We start from the raw sequence: 20525 nt of genomic DNA, 5'->3' as shown, positions 1-20525 counted from the left end.
AGACATCTCGGTTTCAACCTTACGAAGTGCAATGACACGGGCAAGGGGTCGCCGACAGGTATGAAAGGGACGTTGGTCACTGCGTTCTCACGCTCCGCCTATCGCGTGCTCGTGACGGAAGTCACGAACGAGTGATAAGTTCGGGTGCAGGTAGCAGCCCGACGGCTGAAGGGGAGCCCCCTCCATGAGCCCGTTTCCCAGCTCCGCCCCGCACACGGACGACTGGCGCCATCTGCGGCTGACGACGGACGACGGGGTTGCCACCGTCACGCTCGCCCGGCCCGAGAAGCTCAACGCGCTTACCTTCGGCGCCTACGCCGATCTGCGCGACCTGCTTGCCGAACTGTCCCGCGAACGCAGCGTGCGCGCTCTGGTGCTCGCGGGGGAGGGCCGCGGATTCTGCTCCGGCGGAGACGTCGACGACATCATCGGCGCGACACTCGCCATGGACACCGCCCAGCTCCTCGATTTCAATCGCATGACCGGACAGGTGGTGCGGGCCCTTCGTGAAACCCCCTTCCCCGTCATCGCCGCCGTACACGGGGTGGCGGCGGGCGCCGGGGCGGTGCTCGCGCTGGCCGCGGACTTCCGGATCGCCGATCCGTCGGCCCGTTTCGCCTTCCTGTTCACCAAGGTCGGCCTCTCCGGCGGCGACATGGGCGCCGCCTACCTGCTGCCGCGCGTCGTCGGCCTCGGCCATGCCACCCGATTGCTGATGCTCGGCGAACCGGTCCGCGCACCCGAAGCGGAACGGATCGGACTGATCAGCGAGCTGACCGAAGAGGGCCGGGCCGATGTACGCGCGGCGGCGCTCGCCCGCCGCCTCGCCGACGGACCGGCCCTCGCCCTCGCCCAGACCAAGGCCCTGCTCACCGCCGAACTCGACATGCCGCTCGCCGCCGCGGTCGAGATGGACGCCGCCACCCAGGCCCTGCTGATGCACGGCGAGGACTACGCGGAATTCCATGCCGCCTTCACCGAGAAGCGGCCACCGAAGTGGCGGGGCCGGTAGCGATGCCCTCCGAAACGGCCCCGTCCGGTGCGGCCCGGACCGGCGTGAAGCGCATCGCGGTCATCGGCGGCGGGCCCGGCGGGCTCTACGCCGCGGCCCTGCTCAAGCGGCTCGACCCGGAGCGCGAGATCACCGTCTGGGAGCGCAACGCCCCCGAGGACACCTTCGGCTTCGGCGTCGTCCTCTCCGACGAGACCCTCGGCGGCATCGAGCACGCCGACCCCGTCGTGTACCGGGCCCTCCAGGACGAATTCGTACGGTGGGACGACATCGACATCGTCCACCGGGGCGTCACCCAGACGTCCGGCGGCCACGGCTTCGCGGCGCTGGGCAGACGCAGGCTGCTGCGGATCCTGCACGACCGCTGCGAATCCCTCGGCGTACGCCTCCGCTTCCGCACCGAGGCACCGCCGGCCGCCGAGCTGGCCGCCTCCCACGACCTGGTGATCGCCGCCGACGGTGTGCACAGCCTCACCCGTACCGCCCACGCCGACACCTTCGGCCCCCGCCTCACCACCCACCGCTGCCGCTACATCTGGCTTGCCGCCGACTTCGCCCTCGACGCCTTCCGCTTCGAGACCGCCGAGACCGCGTACGGGGTGATGCAGCTCCACGGCTACCCCTTCTCGGCCGATGCCTCCACCGTCATCGTCGAGATGCGCGAGGAGGTCTGGCGGGCCGCCGGATTCGACACCTGCGACGCGGAGCACTCGACCCTGCGGTGCGCCAAGATCTTCACCGAGGCGCTCGGCGGCCGGCCACTGCGCTCCAACAACTCCTCCTGGCTCACCTTCCGCACCGTCGTCAACGACCGCTGGTCGCACGGCAACACCGTCCTCATCGGCGACGCCGCCCACACCGCGCACTTCTCCATCGGCTCCGGCACCAAACTCGCCGTCGAGGACGCCCTCGCCCTCGCCGCCTGCATCGAGGAACAGCCCGACCTGCCGGGCGCACTGGCCGCGTACGAGGCCGAGCGCCGGCCGGTCGTCGAATCGACCCAGCGGGCCGCCGCGGCCAGTCTGCGCTGGTTCGAGGAGCTCGCCACCTACGTCGACCAGCCGCCCCGCCAGTTCGCCTTCAACCTCCTCACCCGCAGCCGCCGCGTCACCCACGACAATCTGCGGCTGCGCGACGCCTCCTTCACCGCCGCCGTCGAGGAGGAGTTCGGCTGCGCCCCGGGCGTCCCGCCGATGTTCACCCCGCTGCGACTGCGCGGCCTCGAACTGCGCAACCGCGTCGTCGTCTCACCCATGGACATGTACTCGGCCGTCGACGGCGTCCCGGGCGACTTCCACCTCGTGCACCTGGGCGCACGCGCGCTCGGCGGCGCCGGTCTCGTCATGACGGAGATGGTGTGCGTCAGCGCCGAGGGCCGCATCACCCCCGGCTGCACCGGGCTCTACACCCCCGAACAGGCCGCCGCCTGGACCCGGATCACCGACTTCGTCCACACCAGCGCGCCCGGTACGGCCATCGGCGTGCAACTCGGCCACTCCGGGCGCAAGGGCTCCACCAGACTGATGTGGGAGGGCATCGACCAGCCCCTCGACCACGGCAACTGGCCGCTCACCGCCGCCTCCCCGATCCCGTACGCGGACGGCGTCAACCAGGTCCCGCACGCCCTGGACCGGGCCGGGCTCGACGCCGTGCGCGAACAGTTCGCCTCGGCGGCCCGGCGCGCCGACCGCTGCGGCTTCGACCTGCTCGAACTCCACTGCGCCCACGGCTACCTGCTCTCCGGCTTCCTCTCGCCGCTCACCAACCAGCGCACCGACGAGTACGGCGGACCACTGCACAACCGGCTCCGCTTCCCCCTCGAAGTCTTCGACGCCATCCGCGCCGACTGGCCCGACGACCGGCCCATGACCGTCCGGATCTCCGCCACGGACTGGGCCGAGGGCGGCACCACGGCCGAGGACGCCGTCGAGATCGCCCGCGCCTTCGTCGCCCACGGGGCCGATGCCATCGACGTCTCCACCGGCCAGGTCGTGCCCGACGAGCGCCCCGAGTACGGCCGCTCGTACCAGACCCCGTACGCGGACCGGATCCGCAACACCCTGTGCGTGCCCGTCATCGCGGTCGGTGCGATCTCCTCCTGGGACGACGTCAACTCCCTGCTGCTCGCGGGCCGCGCCGACCTCTGCGCCCTGGCCCGCCCCCACCTCTACGACCCGCACTGGACCCTGCACGCGGCGGTCGAGCAGGACTACGGCGGACCCGGCGCGCCCTGGCCGCTGCCGTACCGCGCGGGCAGCCGCACCCCGCCGACGGGCCGCACGGACGCACCGAAGCCCCGGCTCACCCTGGGGTGACGGGCAGGCACTCGTGGCACCGGCACCGGTCCGGGCACGGTGCCCCGTGGTGGGCGCGCCGCTCCTCGCGGGCGACCCGCTCCAGCAGCGCGGCCAGTTCCTCGGCCTCCTCCCTTGTCGCAGCGCCCGGACCGGCACACCGCTTCAGCACGGCCGGGACGTACACCAACCGCGCCCGGAAGGTGTGCAGATGGCGGGTCCCCGTGTCGATGGTGATCCAGCGACCGGTGTGCCGCCCGTGCCCCACCGTGGTCAGCTGCTGGTGCCCCATGCCCGGGTAGGTGTCGACGACGTACACCTTCGCCCCGCCCCGGTACGCCTTCGTGCCGGGGCGCAGCTCCTGGCCGAGGTCCCCGTACCGCCGCCACAGCACCACGTTCGCGGCGACCAGCCAGACGGGTTCCGGCGGCCCGCTCACTGCTCCGCCGTGCTGATCAGCAGCCGGTCCGAGACCGGCCGGTAGCCGATGCGCCGGTACACGCCGTTGCTGGTGGGGTTCGCGAGGTCGGTGAAGAGCAGCACCTCCTGCGCACCGGCCTGCCTCGCCGCCCGGCTGATCTCCGCCGTCACCCCGGCCGCGTAGCCCCGGCCGCGGTGCTCCGGCGGGGTGTAGACCGCGGCGACCCGGACCATGCCGGCGATCCGTGGCGAGACCCCCGCCATCGACACCGGGACGCCGTCGTCCTCCCAGAGCGTCAGCCCGCCGGACGCGATGCGCTCGTCCACCAGCCGCTCGGCGTGGGTGCCGGGCTGGCCGGTCCCGTCGGCGAAGTCGCGGACCCAGCGCACCAGCAGCTCCCGGTCGGCGACGACCGCGGCCCTGGGCCGTCCGGCAGGGGCCGGGGAGGGCGGGATCAGCGTCGCCAGCCGGTAGAGCCGCTGCTCCTGGTCGACCCGGTGACCGGGCCAGGTGGCGGCGATCCGTTCGGCGGCGGCCCGGTCCGCGTTGATCCGGGTCAGCGGGAGCGCGGCAGCCAGCGGACCGACCGCCGCCGGGTCGACGGATCCCAGCATGGGCGGGTACGGCGGGGTCTGCACCAGCGTTCCCGCGACCTCGCCGTCCGCCCCGCGCCACCAGCCGAGCAGCGGGGCGGCGTCGCCGTAGGCGTGCGGGCCGTGCCGTCGCAGGGTTTCGGTGACGGTCAGGATCAGGGTGTTCTCGGCGGGCCGGGCGGCCAGCGAGGCGCCGGCCGCGTCGAGGAAGGCATCGACGTCATCGGTGAAGGTCCAGGGCATGGTTCATCCTGCCGGGTGCGCGGGGAGCGCGGCACCCGCATTTCCGGTTCAGCCCTCCCGCAACCGGAAACGCTGGAGCTTGCCGGTGGCGGTACGGGGGAGAGCGGGCAGGAACTCGATGACGCGCGGGCACTTGTGCGGGGCCAGCTCGCTCTTCACGTGGGCGCGCAGTTCGTCGGCCGACGTCACCGCGCCCTCGCGCAGCACCACGTACGCCACCACGATCTGGCCGCGCAGCTCGTCCGCCCGGCCCACCACGGCCGCCTCGGCCACCGAGGGGTGGTGCAGCAGGGCATCCTCGACCTCGGGGCCCGCGATGTTGTAGCCGGAGGAGATGATCATGTCGTCGGCGCGGGCCACGTAGCGGAAGTAGCCGTCCGCTTCGCGCACATAGGTGTCGCCGGTGAGGTTCCAGCCGTGCGCCACGTAGTCCCGCTGGCGCTCGTCGGCGAGATAGCGGCAGCCGACCGGGCCGCGTACGGCGAGGAGCCCGGGTTCCCCGTCCGGCACCGGCCGGCCCTCGCGGTCCAGCACCCGGGCCTGCCAGCCGGGCACGGGGACTCCGGTGGTGCCGGGGCGGATCGCGTCGTCGGCGGCCGAGACGAAGATGTGCAGCAGCTCGGTGGCGCCGATGCCGTTGATGATGCGCAGCCCCGTCCGCTCGTGCCACGCGTGCCAGGTGGCCACCGGAAGGTTCTCCCCGGCCGAGACGCAGCGTCGCAGCGCGCCGAGATCGTGGTCGTCGATGCGGTCGAGCATCACGCGGTACGCGGTCGGCGCGGTGAACAGCACCGAGACCCGGTGCGTGGCGAGCGCGGGCAGCAACTGCGCCGGGCCGGACTGTTCGAGCAGCAGGGCACTGGCCCCGGCCCGCAGCGGGAAGACCACCAGTCCGCCGAGCCCGAAGGTGAAGCCGAGCGGCGGACTGCCCGCGAACACGTCGTCGGGAGTGGGCCGGAGCACCTGGGCCGAGAAGGTGTCGGCGATGGCGAGCACATCCCGGTGGAAGTGCATACAGCCCTTCGGGCGTCCGGTGGTGCCCGAGGTGAACGCGATCAGCGCGACATCGTCCGCCGCCGTGTCCACGGCGCGGTACGGCCCGGTCCTGGCCTCGGCCAGGCGCAGCAGATCGTCCGGGGCGTCACCTCCGTACACCGTGATCCGCAGCCCCGGCACCTCGGCCTTCACCAGGTCGTCGACCGCCCGGACGTCGCACAGTGCGTGACTCACCCGGGCGATGGAGCAGATGGTGGAGAGTTCGGCGGGCCGCTGCCGGTCCAGCACCGTGACGGCGATGGCGCCGGCCTTCAGCACCGCGAGCCAGCAGGCGGCCAGACGGGGTGTGGTGGGGCCGCGCAGCAGGACGCGGTTGCCGGGGACGACCCCCAGGTCGGAGGTGAGGACATGGGCGATCCGGTCCACCCGCTCCCGCAGCTCCCCGTAGCTCCAGACCGCGCCGTCGGAGGTGCGGAAGGCGGGGCGGTCGGGGCCGAAGCGGTCGGCCGTGCGGTCCAGCAGTTCCGCCGCGCAGTTGAGGCGGTCCGGATAGCGCAGTTCGGGAAGGTCGAAGAGCAGTTCCGGCCACTCGTCCTGGGGTGGCAGGTGCTCCCTGGCGAAGGTGTCGAGGTGCGCTGAGGTCTTCGGGTCCATGGCGGATCGCCCCCTTGTCGCCTCTGGAGCGTATCGTTTGGGTGACGGTAGTCAACGGTCCGCGATAAGGCGAGTGGACTGGAAAACGAGCGGGCGGGAAGACGAGCACGGAAACGGACGGGACGACAGACCGGAGTACTGATGCGAAGAACGGGCACGGGAAAACGGGCAGACGCGACAAGAGAGGCGCCGGTATGACGGCATTCTCGCTCGATCCGGCACAAACCGCCTGGTGTGAAGAGCTGAGGACCCTTACCGAGCAGCAACTGCGCCCCCTCGCCGAGAAGGGCGACCCCGGCCATGTCAACCGGCCGCTGATCGCCGCACTCGGCGAATCGGGCCTCCTCGACCGGATGCTGAACTCCGGCGCCCTCGACCTCTGCCTGCTCCGCGAGTCCCTGGCCCGCGGCTGCACGGAGGCCGAGACCGCGCTGGCCCTCCAGGGCCTCGGCACCCACCCCCTGGTCCGTTCGGGCACCCCGGCCCACCGCGAACGCTGGCTCCCCGAGGTGTGCGCGGGCCGCGCCGTCGCCGCCTTCGCGCTCAGCGAGCCGGGCGCGGGCTCCGACGCGGCGGCCCTCGCCCTGAACGCCGAACACACCCCGGGCGGCTGGCGGCTGACCGGCGAGAAGTGCTGGATCTCCAACGCGCCCGAGGCCGACTTCTACACCGTGTTCGCCCGCACGACCCAGGGCGCCGGCTCCCGCGGCGTCACCGCGTTCCTGGTCCCCGCCGACCGCCCCGGACTGACCGGTACCGCCCTCGACATGCTCTCGCCGCATCCCATCGGGGCCCTGGACTTCGACGGTGTCCCGGTCACCCCCGACGACGTCCTCGGCGAACCGGACCGGGGCTTCCGGGTGGCCATGGACACCCTCAACCTGTTCCGCCCCAGCGTCGGCGCGTTCGCCGTCGGCATGGCCCGCGCCGCCCTCGACGCCACGGTGGAACACACCGCCCACCGCACCGCGTTCGGCGGCCCGCTGAAGGACCTCCAGGCGGTCTCCCACCAGGTCGCCGAAATGGCGACCCGCACCGAGGCCGCCCGGCTCCTGGTGTACGCGGCCGCCGCCGCGTACGACGCGGGGGAGTCCGGCGTGCCGCGCCGGGCCGCCATGGCGAAGCTGTACGCCACCGAGACCGCGCAGTACGTCGTCGACACCGCCGTCCAACTGCACGGCGCCCGAGCCCTGCGCCGCGGCCACCTCCTCGAACACCTCTACCGGGAGGTCCGCGCGCCACGGATCTACGAGGGTGCCAGCGAGGTCCAGCGCACGATCATCGCCAAGGAGCTGTACGCGAGCCGGGAGGCGTCCGTATGAGTCCGGTCCACCGGATCAACCCCGTCGAGCTGTCCCCGCCCACGGGCTTCTCGCACGCCGTCACGGTCACCGGCGGCCAACTGGTCTTCCTGGCCGGGCAGACCGCCCTCGACCAGGACGGCAAGGTCGTCGGTGACGATCTGCCCGATCAGTTCGCGACGGCGCTCACCAATCTGCTCACCGCGCTGCGCGCGGCGGGCGGCGCTCCCGCGGACCTCGCCCGGGTCACCGTGTACGCCACCGATGTGGCCGACTACCGCGAACGGGCCGCCGAACTGGGACGGATCTGGCGGCAGTTGGCAGGCCGCGACTATCCGGCGATGGCGGTCATCGGGGTGGCCAGGCTCTGGGACGAGCAGGCCCTGGTGGAGATCGACGGAGTGGCGGTACTGCCCTGAACGCACCGTACGGGCCCGTTGACCCGGGCCCGTACGGCAATCGGCGCATCAGCGCGGTCGGTGCTGGCCTCTGCCGGTCAGTACGGCTTCACCAGCACGTGCGCCGCGCCCGGAATGCCGACCTTCAGCAGCTCGTCCTCCTCGGGCGTGGTCCCGGTGCCTGTCTCCTGCTTGAGCACCGCCCGTGACATGGCCTGCACCCACATGGCGCGCGGACGGCGGCGTGCCTCCCACGCGTCGAGGGCCGCGGCCACACCGGCCTCGGTGTCCAGCGACTCGGCGAGCACCAGCGCGTCCTCGACGGCCATCGCCGCGCCCTGCGCGATGTGCGGGGTGGAGGCGTGCGCGGCGTCACCGGCCAGGACGACCCGGCCGACGTGCCACGGCTCCTGGACCGTCACCTGGGAGATCCGTGAGTACACCACCGAGGCCGGGTCGGTGACGGTGGCGAGCGCCTCGGCGACCGGTCCGGAGAACATCGCCAGCCGCTCCGTGAGCTGCTCATGGGCCCGCTCCGGGTCCGGCCGGAAGTCCTCGGACTCCGCGAACACCGCACCCAGGTACATCAGTTCCTCGGTGATCGGGGTGAGCAGCGCCTTGGCCTCCTTGCCCGCGGTGCCCATCACCACGCCCCGCACCTGGGGCTGGCGGGGCACCGTCACCCGCCAGTTCGCGAAGCCGGTGTACTCGGGGGTGTAGCGGTCCCCGTAGAGCCGGGTGCGCAGCGGCGAACCGATGCCGTCGAAGCCGACCACCAGGTCCCAGCGGCCCGAGGAGCCGTCGGACAGGGTGACGTCCACGCCGGAGCCGTCGTCGGTCAGTTCGGTGATCGTGGTGCCGAAGCGGATCTTCACACCCGCGCCGACGGCGGCGGAGTTCAGCACCCGGGCGAGGGCGGGGCGCGGGATGCCGTTGTTCGAGGGGGCGTCGCCCATCCGCGGCTGGGGTATCTCGGCGAGCGTGTTGCCGGCCGGGTCGGCGATGGTCAGGATCTCCCACTCGAAGCCCGCCTCCAGGCAGTCGTCGAGGGCCCCGATCTCCCGCATGACGTGGAGGGCGTTGGACGGCTGGATGATGCCGACGCCGAGCGCGTCCAGCTCGTCACGGAGCTCGGCGACCTCGACGGTGTGACCGCGCCGGGCCAGTGCGGTGGCGAGGGTGAGCCCGCCGATGCCGCCGCCGTGAATCAGGACGCGCAGGGGTGTTGCCATCTCAGGTGTCTCCAGAGTGGGAGAAGTAGGACCGACCGGAAAATGGGGAGTGGGAGAAGGAGCGGGGCTGGGTGCGTGCAGTTGCAACGCGGAGCACTGTCGACCGACGACAACGCCGCGCAGATGTGCGTGCCCAGCCCCGCGACGCCGCCCCCTATTTGCCGGTCGGTCCGAGGGGGAACCGAACGGTCAGCCGGCCGCGACGGGCAGGCTCATCAGGTGGTCCACCAGGGCCAGCAGCACGTCCCGGCCGAACGGCCGCTCACGGACATCGCCGATCAGCAGCGGAACATGCGGATCGAGGTCGAGAGCTGTCCTGATCTCGTCCGGCGTACGGGTGTTGTGGCCGTGGAAGCAGTTGATCGCGACCACGAACGGGATGTCCCGGCTCTCGAAGAAGTCGATCGAGGCGAAACTCGTCTCCAGCCTGCGGGTGTCGGCGATCACGACACCGCCGAGCGCCCCGTTGACCAGGTCGTTCCACATGAACCAGAAGCGTTCCTGGCCGGGGGTGCCGAAGAGGTAGACCACCAGCTCGGAACTGACCGTGATCCGCCCGAAGTCCAGGGCCACGGTGGTGGTGTCCTTGTCGCCGATACCGGCGAGGTCGTCGACACCGATGCTGGCCTTGGTCAGGTACTCCTCGGTGCGCAGCGGGGCGACCTCGCTGACCGCGCCCACCATGGTGGTCTTGCCGACGCCGAAACCTCCGGCGATGAGGATCTTGACGGCGGCGGAAGCCGCCTGACTGCTTGTCATCTTGGTTCAGAGTCTCCGGAGTCCGTCACGAACGGTGGCCAGCAGGCCCATGTCGACCCCGCCGGCCACACGCGCCACCGAGAGCGGGGCACGGGCCAGCAGCAGGCCCGGGGCGACGAGGTCGGCCAGCAGGATCTTGGTCACCGACACCGGGAGGCCGAGGTCGCACGAGACCTCGGCGACCGCGGACGGGCGGCGGCAGCGCTCCAGGATCAGCCGGTGCTCAGGCTGGAGCTTCCCCGGCAGGATCGGCGCACCGTGCTCGTCCCGTGGGTCCTGCGCGGTCGTGAGCACGGTGATGAGGGTGAAGTCGTCCCGCTCGGGAGCGGTCCGGCCGCGGGTGATGGTGTACGGGCGCACCATCGTGCCCGCCCCGTCCTCCTCCTCTTCCTCCTCCCAGTACGGGGTCACGCGCGCTGTCCGTCTCCGGTGCCGAAGGCGTCGAACTCACCGCGGGCCGGGGTGCCGAGCTTCTGGCCGACCTGCTGCACGAGGTTGTGCATGGCGAGCGACATGATCTCGGCATCCACCTCCTGGGAGGCGATCACGGCCAGGTGGGTGCCCTGGGCGGCCGCGATGATGAAGAGCCAGAGGTCGTTCAGCTCGACGATGACCTGGTGCACGCTGCCGCCGTCGAAGAGCTGGCCGACGCCGCGCGCCAGGCTCTGCTGGCCGGTGCAGATGGCGGCCAGCCGCTCGGCGTCTGCACGCTCGATGGTGCGCGAATGACTCACCACCAGACCGTCGTCGGAGAGCAGGATGGCGTTCCGGGTCTCGGCCACCGAGTCCACCAGGCCGTCGAGCAGCCAGTCGAGATCCTGATGGGTTGCAGTTGTGCGTGTCATGACCGTTCTTCTCTCGTGGGGAGGGGGGTGGCGGGCTGTGTCGGCGGCTCGTCGGTCGCGCGGGCTGCGCGGGACCGACGCTGGAACGCCCCGATCGCGGCGCCGGCCCGTTGCGGGGCTGGTCGCAGCAGCGGTTTCTCGTACCGGCTCGCCGGCTTGGGCTCGGCGGACCGGGCGGCCGGGTCGCCCCGCAGTTCGTCTGCCAGGCTGGCCTGCCGCACCCGGCGCGGCAGCGGGGGCTCCGTGCCGGGCGCGGGGAGGGCGGGCCGGTCGGACCGGTTCTCCGTGCGGGCGGCGTCCGGCTCCGGCGGGGCCGAGTGGTCGGGTACGGACACCGGCAGCTGCGCGGGGCGGGCGGTGTCCGGTCCAGAGTGCCGGGGCCCGGGGATCGGGAGGCCGGGACGGTCCGCCTCGACGTCGGAGGGGTACGGGGCGGCGTAAGGCTGCTGCGGGGCCGGGTACGGCTCATCGGTCGTCGCGTACGGCGGCTGGTCCACGGGGTACTGGCCGGCGGCCGTCATGTACGGCTGCTCGGGCGGGCCGTACGGGGCCTCGTGCGTGGCGTACGGGCTCGTAGGCGCCCCATAGGGCTCGGCCCACACCGGAATCGTGTTCTCCGGTGCCGCGTAGGGCTGTTCCTGGCTGTCCGTGAACGCGTCCTCGGACGCCTGGTACCGCTGCTCTTCCTGCTCCGGCGCCGAGTACGGCTGCTCCGGGGCGGAGTAGGGCGCGCCTGCCGTGTTCAGCGCGGTGACTCCGGCCAGTGCCTGACCCTGGATGCGGGTGGGCAGTGCACCGTCGGCCGCGGGGGCGGCGGGGGCGGCGGGCGCGGCGGGGGCGGTAGCAGCGGGAGACGGCACACCGACCGGACCGGTCTGCGGTGCGGAGACGGTGAGCTCGTCGGGGACGAGCACGACCACCCGGGTACCGCCGTACGCCGAGGAGCGGAACTCCACCCGCAGGTCGTGCTGGACCGCGAGCCGTGCGATCACGTAGAGACCGAGACGGATGTCGTCGGAGTGGGCGAGCATGTCCATCCGGGGCGGCCGGACCATCAGCTCGTTGGCAGCGGCCAGCTGATCCTCCTCCATCCCGAGGCCACGGTCCTCGACCTCGATGACCAGACCGCGGCTCACCTTGGCGGCCCTGACCTCCACCGGGCTCGGCGGCCGGGAGAAGCTCAGCGCGTTCTCGATGAGCTCGGCGAGCACATGGGAGAGCGGGCCTACGGCCCGCTCCGACAGCCAGGGGCTGCCGTCGAGATCCAGCACCACACGCCGGTAGTCCTGTACTTCGCCCTGGGCGGAACGCATCACGTCCAGCAGTGGAACCGGCTTGCGCCAGCGCCGGTGCGGGGAACCGCCCGCGAGAATCACCAGGTTCTCCTCGTACCGCCGCAGTCGGGCGGTGAGGTGGTCGAGGTCGAAGAGGCCGTCCAGCACCTCAGGGTCCTCGTGCTTGCGCTCCAGCTCGTCCAGCTTCTTGAGCTGCTGACCGATCAACTGCTGGGTGCGGCGCGCGATGCGCTGGAGCAGCCGCTCGAAGCCGCGTTGCTGATCGGCCTGTTTGACGGCCGCCACCAGCGCACTGGTGCGCGCCAGATTGAGCGCGTCGCCGAGCCGGCTCAGCTCGTCGGTCTTGCCGCCCTTGCTGTCGTGCTCGATGGCGCGGGCCTCGGCCTCGACATCGATGCGCTCCCCCTGTCCGAGGCGCTCGACGACATCGGGCAGGGCCTTCTCCAGCTCCTCGGCCCGCTCCTGCAGGCTGCCGATCCGGCGGCGGAGGTTACGGGTGAGGCGCCAGGTGGTCCAGATGACCGCGATCACGGCGACCAGGCTGACCACCGTGGTCAGCACCATCTTGAACAGCAGCGACATCACATTGCTTTCGCCCTCCTCGATCACGAGAGCGGTGGAGTGCTCCAGCAGCTCCTCGATCTGCGGGCCGACCTCGTCCATCGCGCCGCGCCAGGCCTTCTCCTCGGCGTCGATGGCGACGAACCCGTCCGCGTCGGCATCGGCCGGACGCAGCACCTCGTTCTCCACCCGCGTCTTGGTCTTCCAGGCCGGACTGCGGGTGATCTTCTCCCACACGGCCTTCTCGTCCGGCGGCAGGTAGGGGACGACCTTGGTGGAGTACTGGAGCGACTGGCCGGAAACAGCCTCTCGAACCTGCTTCAGATCCTCGGTGCTCAGCTTCCCCTTCGACCAGCCGCGCGCCAGCAGAGCATCCGAACGGGAAATCATCTCCTTGGTCCAGAACAGGTCGGCCAGCGGCTGTGAGAGCGTGGTGATCCTGCCGTTGTCGACATGGCTGAGCGCCGTGAAGAGCTGGAGGTCGACCGCGATCAGGTCCGTGTAGTAGCCGTACACGACCTGCTGCTGGTCGTTGCCGCCCTCGTTGACGAGGGCGCGCTGGGCGGGCAGTTGATTGATCTCCTTGCGGGCCCCGGTGACCGCGTCACGGACCTCGGCGGGGGCGGCGTCGGCCGCCACATCGGAGAGCGACTGGAAACGCTCGATCGCCTTGTCGGTCAGCCTGCGCTGCTTCTGCAGCGCATCGGTGGCGCCCTTGTGTCGGGCGAGCGCCTCGGCGCTGAGTCGACGCTCCTCCTGCAGATTGTAATACACGATGTTGGAGGGCTGACCCGCCTTCTGGGCCAACTGTCCCTGGGCTGACTGGCGCTGGAAGTCCAACAGGGTCTGACCACTGGTGTCGGCCCAGAAGGCGGCCAGTGTGACGCCGGGAACGATGGCCAGTATGAGCAGGGCTGTCCGCAGCGACATAGTGGTCGACTCGGTCCGCCGTGAGGCGCGCGTGCGCAGGGCGTGCTCCTTGATGGTGGTGCCAGCCTCACGACTGGTCAAATCAGTTGAGAACTTTGACACATTGATATTAGTTGCATTGCAAGAATGGCAAGAAAGTGGGCTCACAAGCGCATCGCTGATCAACTACATCTCTGCCACCGAGTCCCGGAGGTGACCGGTTCGAACCGGTTCGGGCCGGTTCGAGTAGCGGGCCGGGTGATCGCGCGGGACGCTTGAGGCGTCCGTAAGGAGCCACGAACCGACCGAGGAAGGTCACCGGTGGGCACCGAACCGCCCCCGCGCCCTGCGGCGAGCGCAGGTGAACCCACCGTGCCGAGCGGGGCGCGGCGCGCCGTACGGGTGAAGCACGGTCGGGGATATATCTGTATTCAGTGCCCTTTGTCCATGATGTATCGCCCAGGCCCCGGATTCCCGACCGGGGCGGGCGCGGGACGCCCCCCGGGGCCGTATGACCGCGCTCATCGTCTGCCACTTCGTCCTGGCCGCCTGCGCGCGCCCGCTGGTACGAGCGCTGGGCAGGCGCGCCTTCGTCGTGCTCGCGCTGCCGCCGGCCGCCGCCACCGTGTGGGCCGCCACACAGTGGGACACCGCGGCGTCCGGCGGCTCGGTCACCTGGTCGTGGCAGTGGATGCCGGCGTACGGCGTCACCGTCGATCTGCGGCTCGACGCGCTCGCCGAACTGTTGGTGCTGCTCGCGGCCGGAATCGGCACGCTCGTCCTGCTGTACTGCTCCTCGTACTTCACCGACGAGACCCCGCAACTGGCCGGCTTCGCCGGGAACCTCCTCGCGTTCGCGGGTGCCATGCTTGCCCTGGTCCTCGCCGACGACCTGATCTCGCTCTATGTGTTCTGGGAACTGACCACCGTCTTCTCGTACCTGCTGATCGGGTACGACAGCGAGCAGAAGCACAGCCGCCGCTCCGCGCTCCAGGCGCTCACCGTGACCACTCTCGGCGGCCTCGCGATGTTCGTCGGCTTCCTGATCATCGGTCAGTCGGCGGGCACCTACCGGATCTCCGCCATCCTCGCCGACCCGCCCGGGGCGAGCCTCGCCGTCTCGGTCGCCGTGGTGCTGATCCTGTGCGGGGCCCTGTCGAAGTCGGCGATCTGGCCGTTCAGCCTCTGGCTGCCGAACGCCATGGCCGCGCCCACCCCCGTCAGCGCCTATCTGCACGCCGCCGCGATGGTGAAGGCCGGGGTCTACCTGGTCGCGCGGCTCGCGCCCGGCTTCGCGGACGTGCCCGTCTGGCGGCCCGTCGTGATCGTCCTCGGCGCCGCGACCATGCTGCTCGGCGGCTGGCGGGCGCTGCGCCTGAACGACCTCAAGCTGGTCCTCGCCTACGGCACCGTCAGCCAGCTCGGCTTCCTCACCCTGCTCGCCGGGGCCGGCAGCCGGGACACCGCGCTGGCCGCCGCCGTCATGATCCTGGGCCACGCGCTGTTCAAGGCCCCGCTGTTCCTCGTCACCGGCATCGTCGACCACGCGGCGGGCACCCGCGATCTGCGCAGGCTCTCCGGCGTCGGCCGGGCACTGCCGCACGTCTGCGCGGTCGCGGTGCTCGCCGCCGCCTCCATGGCGGCCCTGCCCCCACTGCTCGGCTTCGCCGCCAAGGAGGCCGCTTTCGAGGCGTTGCTGCACGGATCGGCCGCCGACCGCTGGGCGCTGGGCGTCACGGTCGCGGGCTCGGCACTGACCGTTGCGTACACCGTGCGGTTCGTCTGGGGCGCCTTCGTCCGCAAGCCCGGGGTCGAGGACACCCCGGTGCACCGGGTCGGCTGGTCGTTCCTCGCACCGCCCGCCCTGCTCGCGTTCTGCGGGCTGGTGCTGGGGCCGGGCGTCGGATGGACCGACCGGCTGTTCAGCGCGTACGCGGACGCGTTCCCCCCGTCCGCCCATCCCTACCACCTCGCGTTCTGGCACGGCTTCGGGACGGCCCTGCTGCTCTCGGCCGTCGCCATCGCGGGCGGTGCGGTGCTCTTCATGGGCCGCGCCGGCGTGACCCGGCTCTCCCGGCGGATCGCCTGGCCGACCGCCGACAGCGTCTTCGGACATCTGCTGCTCGGCCTGGAACGGCTCTCCCTCCAGCTCACCGGCTTCGTCCAGCGCGGCTCGCTCTCCGTCTACCTCGTCACCACCCTGCTCGTGATGCTGGCCGGTCAGCTCACCGTCCTCGGCGTGGACCGGCCCTGGCGCGCAGCCGCCGCCCCGAGGATCTGGGACGCTCCTCTGCAGGGCGCCATCGCCGTGCTGACCTGCGCCGCCGCACTTCTGTGCCTCACTGTGCGACGCCGGATGAAGGCCGTGGTCCTGGCCGGGCTGACCGGATACGGCGCGGCGCTGCTCTTCGTCGTCCAGGGCGGCCCGGACCTGGCGCTCACCCAGTTCTGCGTCGAGACCGTGTCGATGATCGTGTTCGTGCTGGTGCTGCGGCGGATGCCGGTGCACTTCCAGGAGTCGGTCAGCAGCTGGCGACGTGCCGTGCGCATCCCGGTGGCGCTGGCCGCGGCGGCGACGCTCGGTGTGGTGGTGTGGGTCGCGGCGGCGGCCCGTACGGCGGATTCGGCGGGCGCGGCCATGGTGGCGGAGGTCTCCCACCACGGACTGAAGGACGTCGTGGCCACCATCCTCGTCGACCTGCGGGCCTGGGACACGATGGGGGAGTCCGCGGTGCTCGCCGCCGCGGCGGTCGGCGTCACGAGCCTGATCTATCTGCACCGCCGGACCGAGGGATCGTCGCTGCGCGAAGAGGCGGGCGGACGTACCGCATGGTCGTTGACCGCCCCCGGGATGACGGGACTTCCGCAGGGCGACGAAGGGGCGCCGGAGCGCGGCTGGCTCGCGGCCGGCGCGACGCTGGCGCCCGAACACCGCTCCGTCGTCTTCGAGGTCGTGGCCCGGCTGCTGTTCCACCCGGTCCTGGTGCTCTCGCTGTATCTGCTGTTCTGCGCCGAGAACATGCCGGGCGGCGGCTTCGTCGCCGGGCTCGTCGCCGGACTCGCCCTGATCACCCGGTACCTGGCCGGCGGCCGGTTCGAACTGGCCGAGGCCGCCCCCTTGCAGCCCGGTCTCTTCACCGGCCTCGGGCTGTTCGTCTCCACCGGCGTCGCCCTGCTCGGCCTCGCCGACGGAACGGTCCTGCACGCCTGGACCCACCACGGCCGGCTGCCCCTGATCGGCGAATACCACATCGGTACGCCCATCCTCTTCGACTTCGGGGTCTACCTGCTGGTCCTGGGCGTGGTGCTGGACATCGTGCGCGCGCTCGGCGCCAAGATCGACCGTCAGATCGAGCGTGCGGCAGCCGAGAAGGCGGCGGCGAGCAACGCCACACCACCGCTCGCGGCACCCGGCACGGAGGGCACCCCCGGATGACCGTCAGCGTCTCCCTCCTGGCCACCGCCGCGGTGCTGTGCGCGGTCGGCGGCATCCTCATGCTCACCCGGCCGCTCACCCGCATCCTGCTCGGCGCGGTGATCGCGGGCAACGGCATCAACCTGCTCGTCCTCGCCGCCGGCGGACGGGCCGGGGCGGAACCGCTCCTCTACGGCGTCCCGCTGGGACGGGTCACCGACCCGCTGCCGCAGGCGATCGCGCTCACCGCGATCGTCATCACCCTCGCCACCACGGCGTTCCTCCTCGCCATGGCGTACCGCAGCCACCAGCTGACCGGCACGGACGAGGTCCACGACGACCTGGAGGACCGTCGCATCGCGCTGCGCTCCGAGGTGCTGGGGGAGCGGGACGAACTGCGCGAGCGCTACCGGGCCGCCGCCGAGGTCACGGACGAGGAACGCGCCCGCTACCGAGAGGAGCGCCGCCGCCTGCGGGCCCGGCTGCGCGCCGACCGCGCCCTGCAGGCCCGCGGCCGGGACGCCACCGGGGACCTCTGGCACGACGTACTGGGCGCGGACCCCGAGGACTACGCATCACAGCAGGCCCACCCCGACGCCGACCCGGGAGCCACCGGATGAACGCACTCGTCCCCCTGCCGGTGCTGCTGCCGCTCTGCGCCACCGGCCTGAGCCTCGCCTTCGGCACCCGCCTCAAACAGGTCCAGCGCCTCATCAGCGTCGCCGTGCTCACCGCCGTACTGGGGCTCTCCCTCACCCTGATGATCGTCGCCGACACCCGCGGCCCGCTCACCGTCCACCTCGGCGACTTCGCCCCGCCGCTCGGCATCACCCTGGTCGCCGACCGGCTGTCCGGACTGATGCTGACCGTCTCCTCGGCCGTCACGCTCTGCGTGCTGGTCTACTCCCTCGGCCAGGGCATGGCCGACCGGGACGAGGAGACACCCGTGGCGGTCTTCCACCCCGCCTATCTGATCCTGGTCGCCGGGGTCTCCTGCACCTTCCTCGCGGGCGACCTGGTCAACCTCTACGTCGGCTTCGAGATCATGCTGGTCGCCAGCTTCGTGCTGCTCACCCTCGGCGGCACCGGACCCCGCGTCCGCGCGGGCTCCACCTACGTGATCATCTCGCTGTTCTCGTCGATGCTGTTCCTCACCGCCATCGCCATGACGTACGCGGCGACCGGCACCGCGAACTTCGCCCAGCTGGCCGGCCGCCTCGCCGAACTCCCGCTCGGCGTCCAGACTTCGATCCAGGCGATGCTGCTCACCGTCTTCGCCATCAAGGCCGCCGTCTTCCCGCTCGCCGCCTGGCTCCCCGACTCCTACCCGACCACGCCCGCCCCGGTCACCGCCGTCTTCGCCGGCCTGCTCACCAAGGTCGGCGTCTACTCCATGCTGCGTACGGAGACACTCCTGTTCACCGGCAACCGGCTCGGCGATCTGCTGATGGCCGCCGCACTCGCCTCGATGGTCGTCGGCATCCTCGGAGCCGTGGCCCAGACCGACCTGAAACGGCTGCTCTCCTTCACCCTCATCAGCCACATCGGCTACATGGTCTTCGGCATCGGCCTCGCCACCCGGGACGCGTACGGCGGCGCGATCGTCTACGTCGCCCACCACATCACCGTCCAGACCACGCTCTTCCTGGTGGCGGGGCTGATCGAACGCCGGGGCGGCACCACCGAACTCACCCGGATCGGCGGCCTCGCCAAGGCCGCCCCGCTGCTCGCCGTCCTCTTCTTCGTACCCGCCATGAACCTGGCCGGCATCCCGCCGCTGTCCGGCTTCATCGGCAAGCTCGGGCTGATGCGGGCCGGGGTCGCCGACGGCAGCGCCTGGGCATGGATCCTCGTCACCGGGTCGGCGGTGGCCAGCCTCCTCACCCTGTACGTGGTGGCCAAGGTCTGGAACCTGGCGTTCTGGCGGGCCGCACCCCCCGGACAGGCCGCCGACGGCACCGTCCTGGAGTCCGACTCCGACGAGGAGGACGACGATGCCGACGAGGGCCCCGACCGCATCCCCGGAACCGGCGACGAACCGGTCCACCCCCGCCATCAGCCCGCCGGGCGCGCGGTCGCGGCCACCCTGCACGGACACGCCGTCACCACCACCACGAAACTGCCGCGGCCGATGACCGCGGCCACCGCCGCGGCCGTCGCGCTCGGCCTCGCCTTCACCGTGTTCGCGGGACCACTGACCTCCTACACCGACCGCGCCGCCGCCGAACTCGTCGCGCGGGCCCCCTACGTCCAGGCGGTGCTCGGCCGGTGAAACGCCTGATCACGCTGTCCTTCCGGAACAAGGACCTGCCGCCCTTCAGCTGCGAGTTCGGCGGGCGGCGACGACGCGTGCTCGACCTCCCGCTGATCGCCTGGCTCACCCTCATCTGGGTGCTGCTCTGGTCCAGCCCGAACCTGGCCAATGTGCTCACCGGCGCGGTCGTCGCGGTGGCCGTCTGCCTGGCCTTCCCGCTGCCCCGTGTCGACCTCGGGCTCCGCCTCCACCCCTGGGGAATCCTGATGCTCGCCGGGTACCTGCTCTACGACATGTACACCTCGGGCGTACGCGTCACCCGGCAGATCTTCGTCGACCACCCGCACCGGGCCGCCGTCATCGCGGTACCGCTGCGCTGCCGTTCCGACCTGATGCTCGCGGCCACCGCCGTCGCCGTGTCCAACGTGCCCGGCGGATCGGTCGTCGAGGTACGCCGCGCCACGGCCACCGTCTTCCTGCACGTCCTCGACGCGGACAGGCCCGCCGTACTCGACGCGGCACGCCGCTCCGTCTGGCGCCTCGAACGGCTGACCGTACGGGCCTTCGGCACCCCGGACGAGATCGCCCGCGTCGCCGGACCACCACCCTCGGCCACACCACCCGACAGGGAGGGCGACGCATGAGCGTGCCGGAGACCGTCGACCGGGCGCTGCTCACCGCGGCCGTCGTGGTGATCGTCGTCGCCGGAGCGGGGCTCCTGGCCCGGATCCGGCGAGGCCCCTCCATGCTGGACCGGGCCATCTCGCTGGACGTGTGCGCCGCCCTCATCATCGCGGGCCTCGGCGCCAAGTCCGCCTTCGCGCGCGACTCGTTCTACTTCCCGATCATGCTGGTGCTGGCGTTCCTCGGGTTCACCGGGTCGGTCGGCATCGCCCGCTTCATCGCCGTACGAGACCGGCCGCCCCGACACGGCGCGAACGGGGACGGGCCCGACAGCTCCGAGGGGTTGTCGCGGTGAGCACCTGGCTCCAGATCCTCGACATGGCGGGCGCGGTCCTGGTCCTCATCGGCGCGGGCATCTGCCTGCTCGGTGTGATCGGGATGCTGCGGCTGCCCGATGTGCTCTCCCGCAGCCATGCCGCCACCAAACCGCAGACCCTCGGCATGCTCCTGGTCCTCGCCGGGGTCGCCCTGCGACTGCGCAGCGGCATGGATCTCGCCACCCTCGCGCTGATCGGCTTCTTCCAGCTGATGACCGGCCCCGTCGCCGCCCACCTGGTGGCCCGAACCGCCTACCGGACCGGCCAGATCGACCACGGCGAGCTGCTCTTCGACGAATTGGACGAGCAGTTGACCGAGGAGAACTGACCGGCATCACGGAC

18 protein-coding genes are annotated in these 20525 nt (G+C 71.6%); 10 read left to right on the top strand and 8 right to left on the bottom strand.

What is annotated here, in order from left to right:
• Positions 1 to 184 precede the first annotated feature (184 nt).
• Positions 185 to 1012 (top strand): enoyl-CoA hydratase family protein, encoded by an 828-nt coding sequence (locus OG520_RS09140; RefSeq protein ID WP_385328207.1) that lies wholly within the window; start codon positions 185 to 187, stop codon positions 1010 to 1012.
• Between the two features lie 2 nt (positions 1013 to 1014).
• A complete protein-coding gene (locus tag OG520_RS09135; protein WP_406012841.1) occupies positions 1015 to 3327 on the top strand; it encodes a bifunctional salicylyl-CoA 5-hydroxylase/oxidoreductase in 2313 nt (770 codons plus the stop codon).
• Here the strand turns inward: OG520_RS09135 and OG520_RS09130 are convergent.
• Genes OG520_RS09130 through OG520_RS09120 form a run of 3 tightly spaced genes read right to left on the bottom strand, consistent with a single transcriptional unit; the run spans position 3314 to position 6213 of the window.
• Positions 3314 to 3745, bottom strand: coding sequence for a hypothetical protein (locus tag OG520_RS09130; RefSeq protein WP_406012840.1), 432 nt, complete (start codon positions 3743 to 3745; stop codon positions 3314 to 3316). The two genes, OG520_RS09135 and OG520_RS09130, sit on opposite strands and share 14 nt — an antisense overlap.
• Entirely contained in the window at positions 3742 to 4563 is an 822-nt protein-coding gene (locus OG520_RS09125; protein ID WP_406012839.1) for a GNAT family N-acetyltransferase, read from the bottom strand. The genes OG520_RS09130 and OG520_RS09125 overlap by 4 nt, the downstream gene beginning before the upstream one ends.
• Positions 4564 to 4611: 48 nt before the next feature.
• Complete coding sequence (locus OG520_RS09120; protein WP_406012838.1) at positions 4612 to 6213, bottom strand: AMP-binding protein; 1602 nt, start codon at positions 6211 to 6213, stop codon at positions 4612 to 4614.
• A gap of 194 nt (positions 6214 to 6407) precedes the next feature.
• Between OG520_RS09120 and OG520_RS09115 the strand changes: the two genes are divergently transcribed.
• Positions 6408 to 7535 (top strand): acyl-CoA dehydrogenase family protein, encoded by a 1128-nt coding sequence (locus tag OG520_RS09115; RefSeq protein ID WP_406012837.1) that lies wholly within the window; start codon positions 6408 to 6410, stop codon positions 7533 to 7535.
• On the top strand, positions 7532 to 7933 hold the full coding sequence (locus OG520_RS09110) for a RidA family protein (protein WP_266428143.1): 402 nt from the start codon (positions 7532 to 7534) through the stop codon (positions 7931 to 7933). The genes OG520_RS09115 and OG520_RS09110 overlap by 4 nt, the downstream gene beginning before the upstream one ends.
• A gap of 77 nt (positions 7934 to 8010) precedes the next feature.
• On the opposite strand, the gene OG520_RS09105 is transcribed toward OG520_RS09110, so the two are convergent.
• The 5 genes from OG520_RS09105 to OG520_RS09085 form a co-directional block, all read right to left on the bottom strand.
• Positions 8011 to 9144, bottom strand: a complete 1134-nt coding sequence (locus tag OG520_RS09105) for an FAD-dependent monooxygenase (RefSeq protein WP_406012836.1) — start codon at positions 9142 to 9144, stop codon at positions 8011 to 8013.
• A gap of 189 nt (positions 9145 to 9333) precedes the next feature.
• Positions 9334 to 9903, bottom strand: coding sequence for an ATP/GTP-binding protein (locus OG520_RS09100; protein WP_266428150.1), 570 nt, complete (start codon positions 9901 to 9903; stop codon positions 9334 to 9336).
• 6 nt (positions 9904 to 9909) lie between these two features.
• Positions 9910 to 10314, bottom strand: a complete 405-nt coding sequence (locus OG520_RS09095) for a DUF742 domain-containing protein (protein ID WP_389979457.1) — start codon at positions 10312 to 10314, stop codon at positions 9910 to 9912.
• The gene (locus tag OG520_RS09090) at positions 10311 to 10748 is read right to left on the bottom strand and encodes a roadblock/LC7 domain-containing protein (RefSeq protein ID WP_266428153.1); all 438 of its coding nucleotides are present in this window, start codon (positions 10746 to 10748) and stop codon (positions 10311 to 10313) included. The genes OG520_RS09095 and OG520_RS09090 overlap by 4 nt, the downstream gene beginning before the upstream one ends.
• The gene (locus OG520_RS09085; RefSeq protein ID WP_406012835.1) at positions 10745 to 13615 is read right to left on the bottom strand and encodes a nitrate- and nitrite sensing domain-containing protein; all 2871 of its coding nucleotides are present in this window, start codon (positions 13613 to 13615) and stop codon (positions 10745 to 10747) included. Before OG520_RS09085 ends, OG520_RS09090 begins: the two co-directional genes overlap by 4 nt.
• A gap of 409 nt (positions 13616 to 14024) precedes the next feature.
• Between OG520_RS09085 and OG520_RS09080 the strand changes: the two genes are divergently transcribed.
• Genes OG520_RS09080 through mnhG form a run of 6 tightly spaced genes read left to right on the top strand, consistent with a single transcriptional unit; the run spans position 14025 to position 20511 of the window.
• Positions 14025 to 16949: a Na+/H+ antiporter subunit A gene (locus OG520_RS09080; RefSeq protein WP_406012834.1), complete on the top strand. Its 2925-nt coding sequence runs from the start codon at positions 14025 to 14027 to the stop codon at positions 16947 to 16949.
• Positions 16946 to 17548 carry a Na(+)/H(+) antiporter subunit C gene (locus OG520_RS09075; protein ID WP_406012833.1) on the top strand — a complete coding sequence of 201 codons (603 nt, stop codon included), beginning with the start codon at positions 16946 to 16948 and terminating at the stop codon, positions 17546 to 17548. The genes OG520_RS09080 and OG520_RS09075 overlap by 4 nt, the downstream gene beginning before the upstream one ends.
• Complete coding sequence (locus OG520_RS09070; RefSeq protein ID WP_406012832.1) at positions 17545 to 19200, top strand: Na+/H+ antiporter subunit D; 1656 nt, start codon at positions 17545 to 17547, stop codon at positions 19198 to 19200. Before OG520_RS09075 ends, OG520_RS09070 begins: the two co-directional genes overlap by 4 nt.
• The gene (locus OG520_RS09065; protein WP_406012831.1) at positions 19197 to 19826 is read left to right on the top strand and encodes a Na+/H+ antiporter subunit E; all 630 of its coding nucleotides are present in this window, start codon (positions 19197 to 19199) and stop codon (positions 19824 to 19826) included. The genes OG520_RS09070 and OG520_RS09065 overlap by 4 nt, the downstream gene beginning before the upstream one ends.
• Positions 19823 to 20161, top strand: a complete 339-nt coding sequence (locus OG520_RS09060) for a monovalent cation/H+ antiporter complex subunit F (RefSeq protein WP_399332795.1) — start codon at positions 19823 to 19825, stop codon at positions 20159 to 20161. Before OG520_RS09065 ends, OG520_RS09060 begins: the two co-directional genes overlap by 4 nt.
• On the top strand, positions 20158 to 20511 hold the full coding sequence (mnhG, locus tag OG520_RS09055) for a monovalent cation/H(+) antiporter subunit G (protein ID WP_399332793.1): 354 nt from the start codon (positions 20158 to 20160) through the stop codon (positions 20509 to 20511). The genes OG520_RS09060 and mnhG overlap by 4 nt, the downstream gene beginning before the upstream one ends.
• The last annotated feature ends 14 nt before the right edge of the window (positions 20512 to 20525 follow it).

It is taken from the genome of Streptomyces sp. NBC_00984 (genome assembly GCF_045162475.1).
Taxonomy (GTDB): Bacteria; Actinomycetota; Actinomycetes; order Streptomycetales; family Streptomycetaceae; genus Streptomyces.
This window is presented reverse-complemented; position numbering and strand designations above follow the sequence as displayed.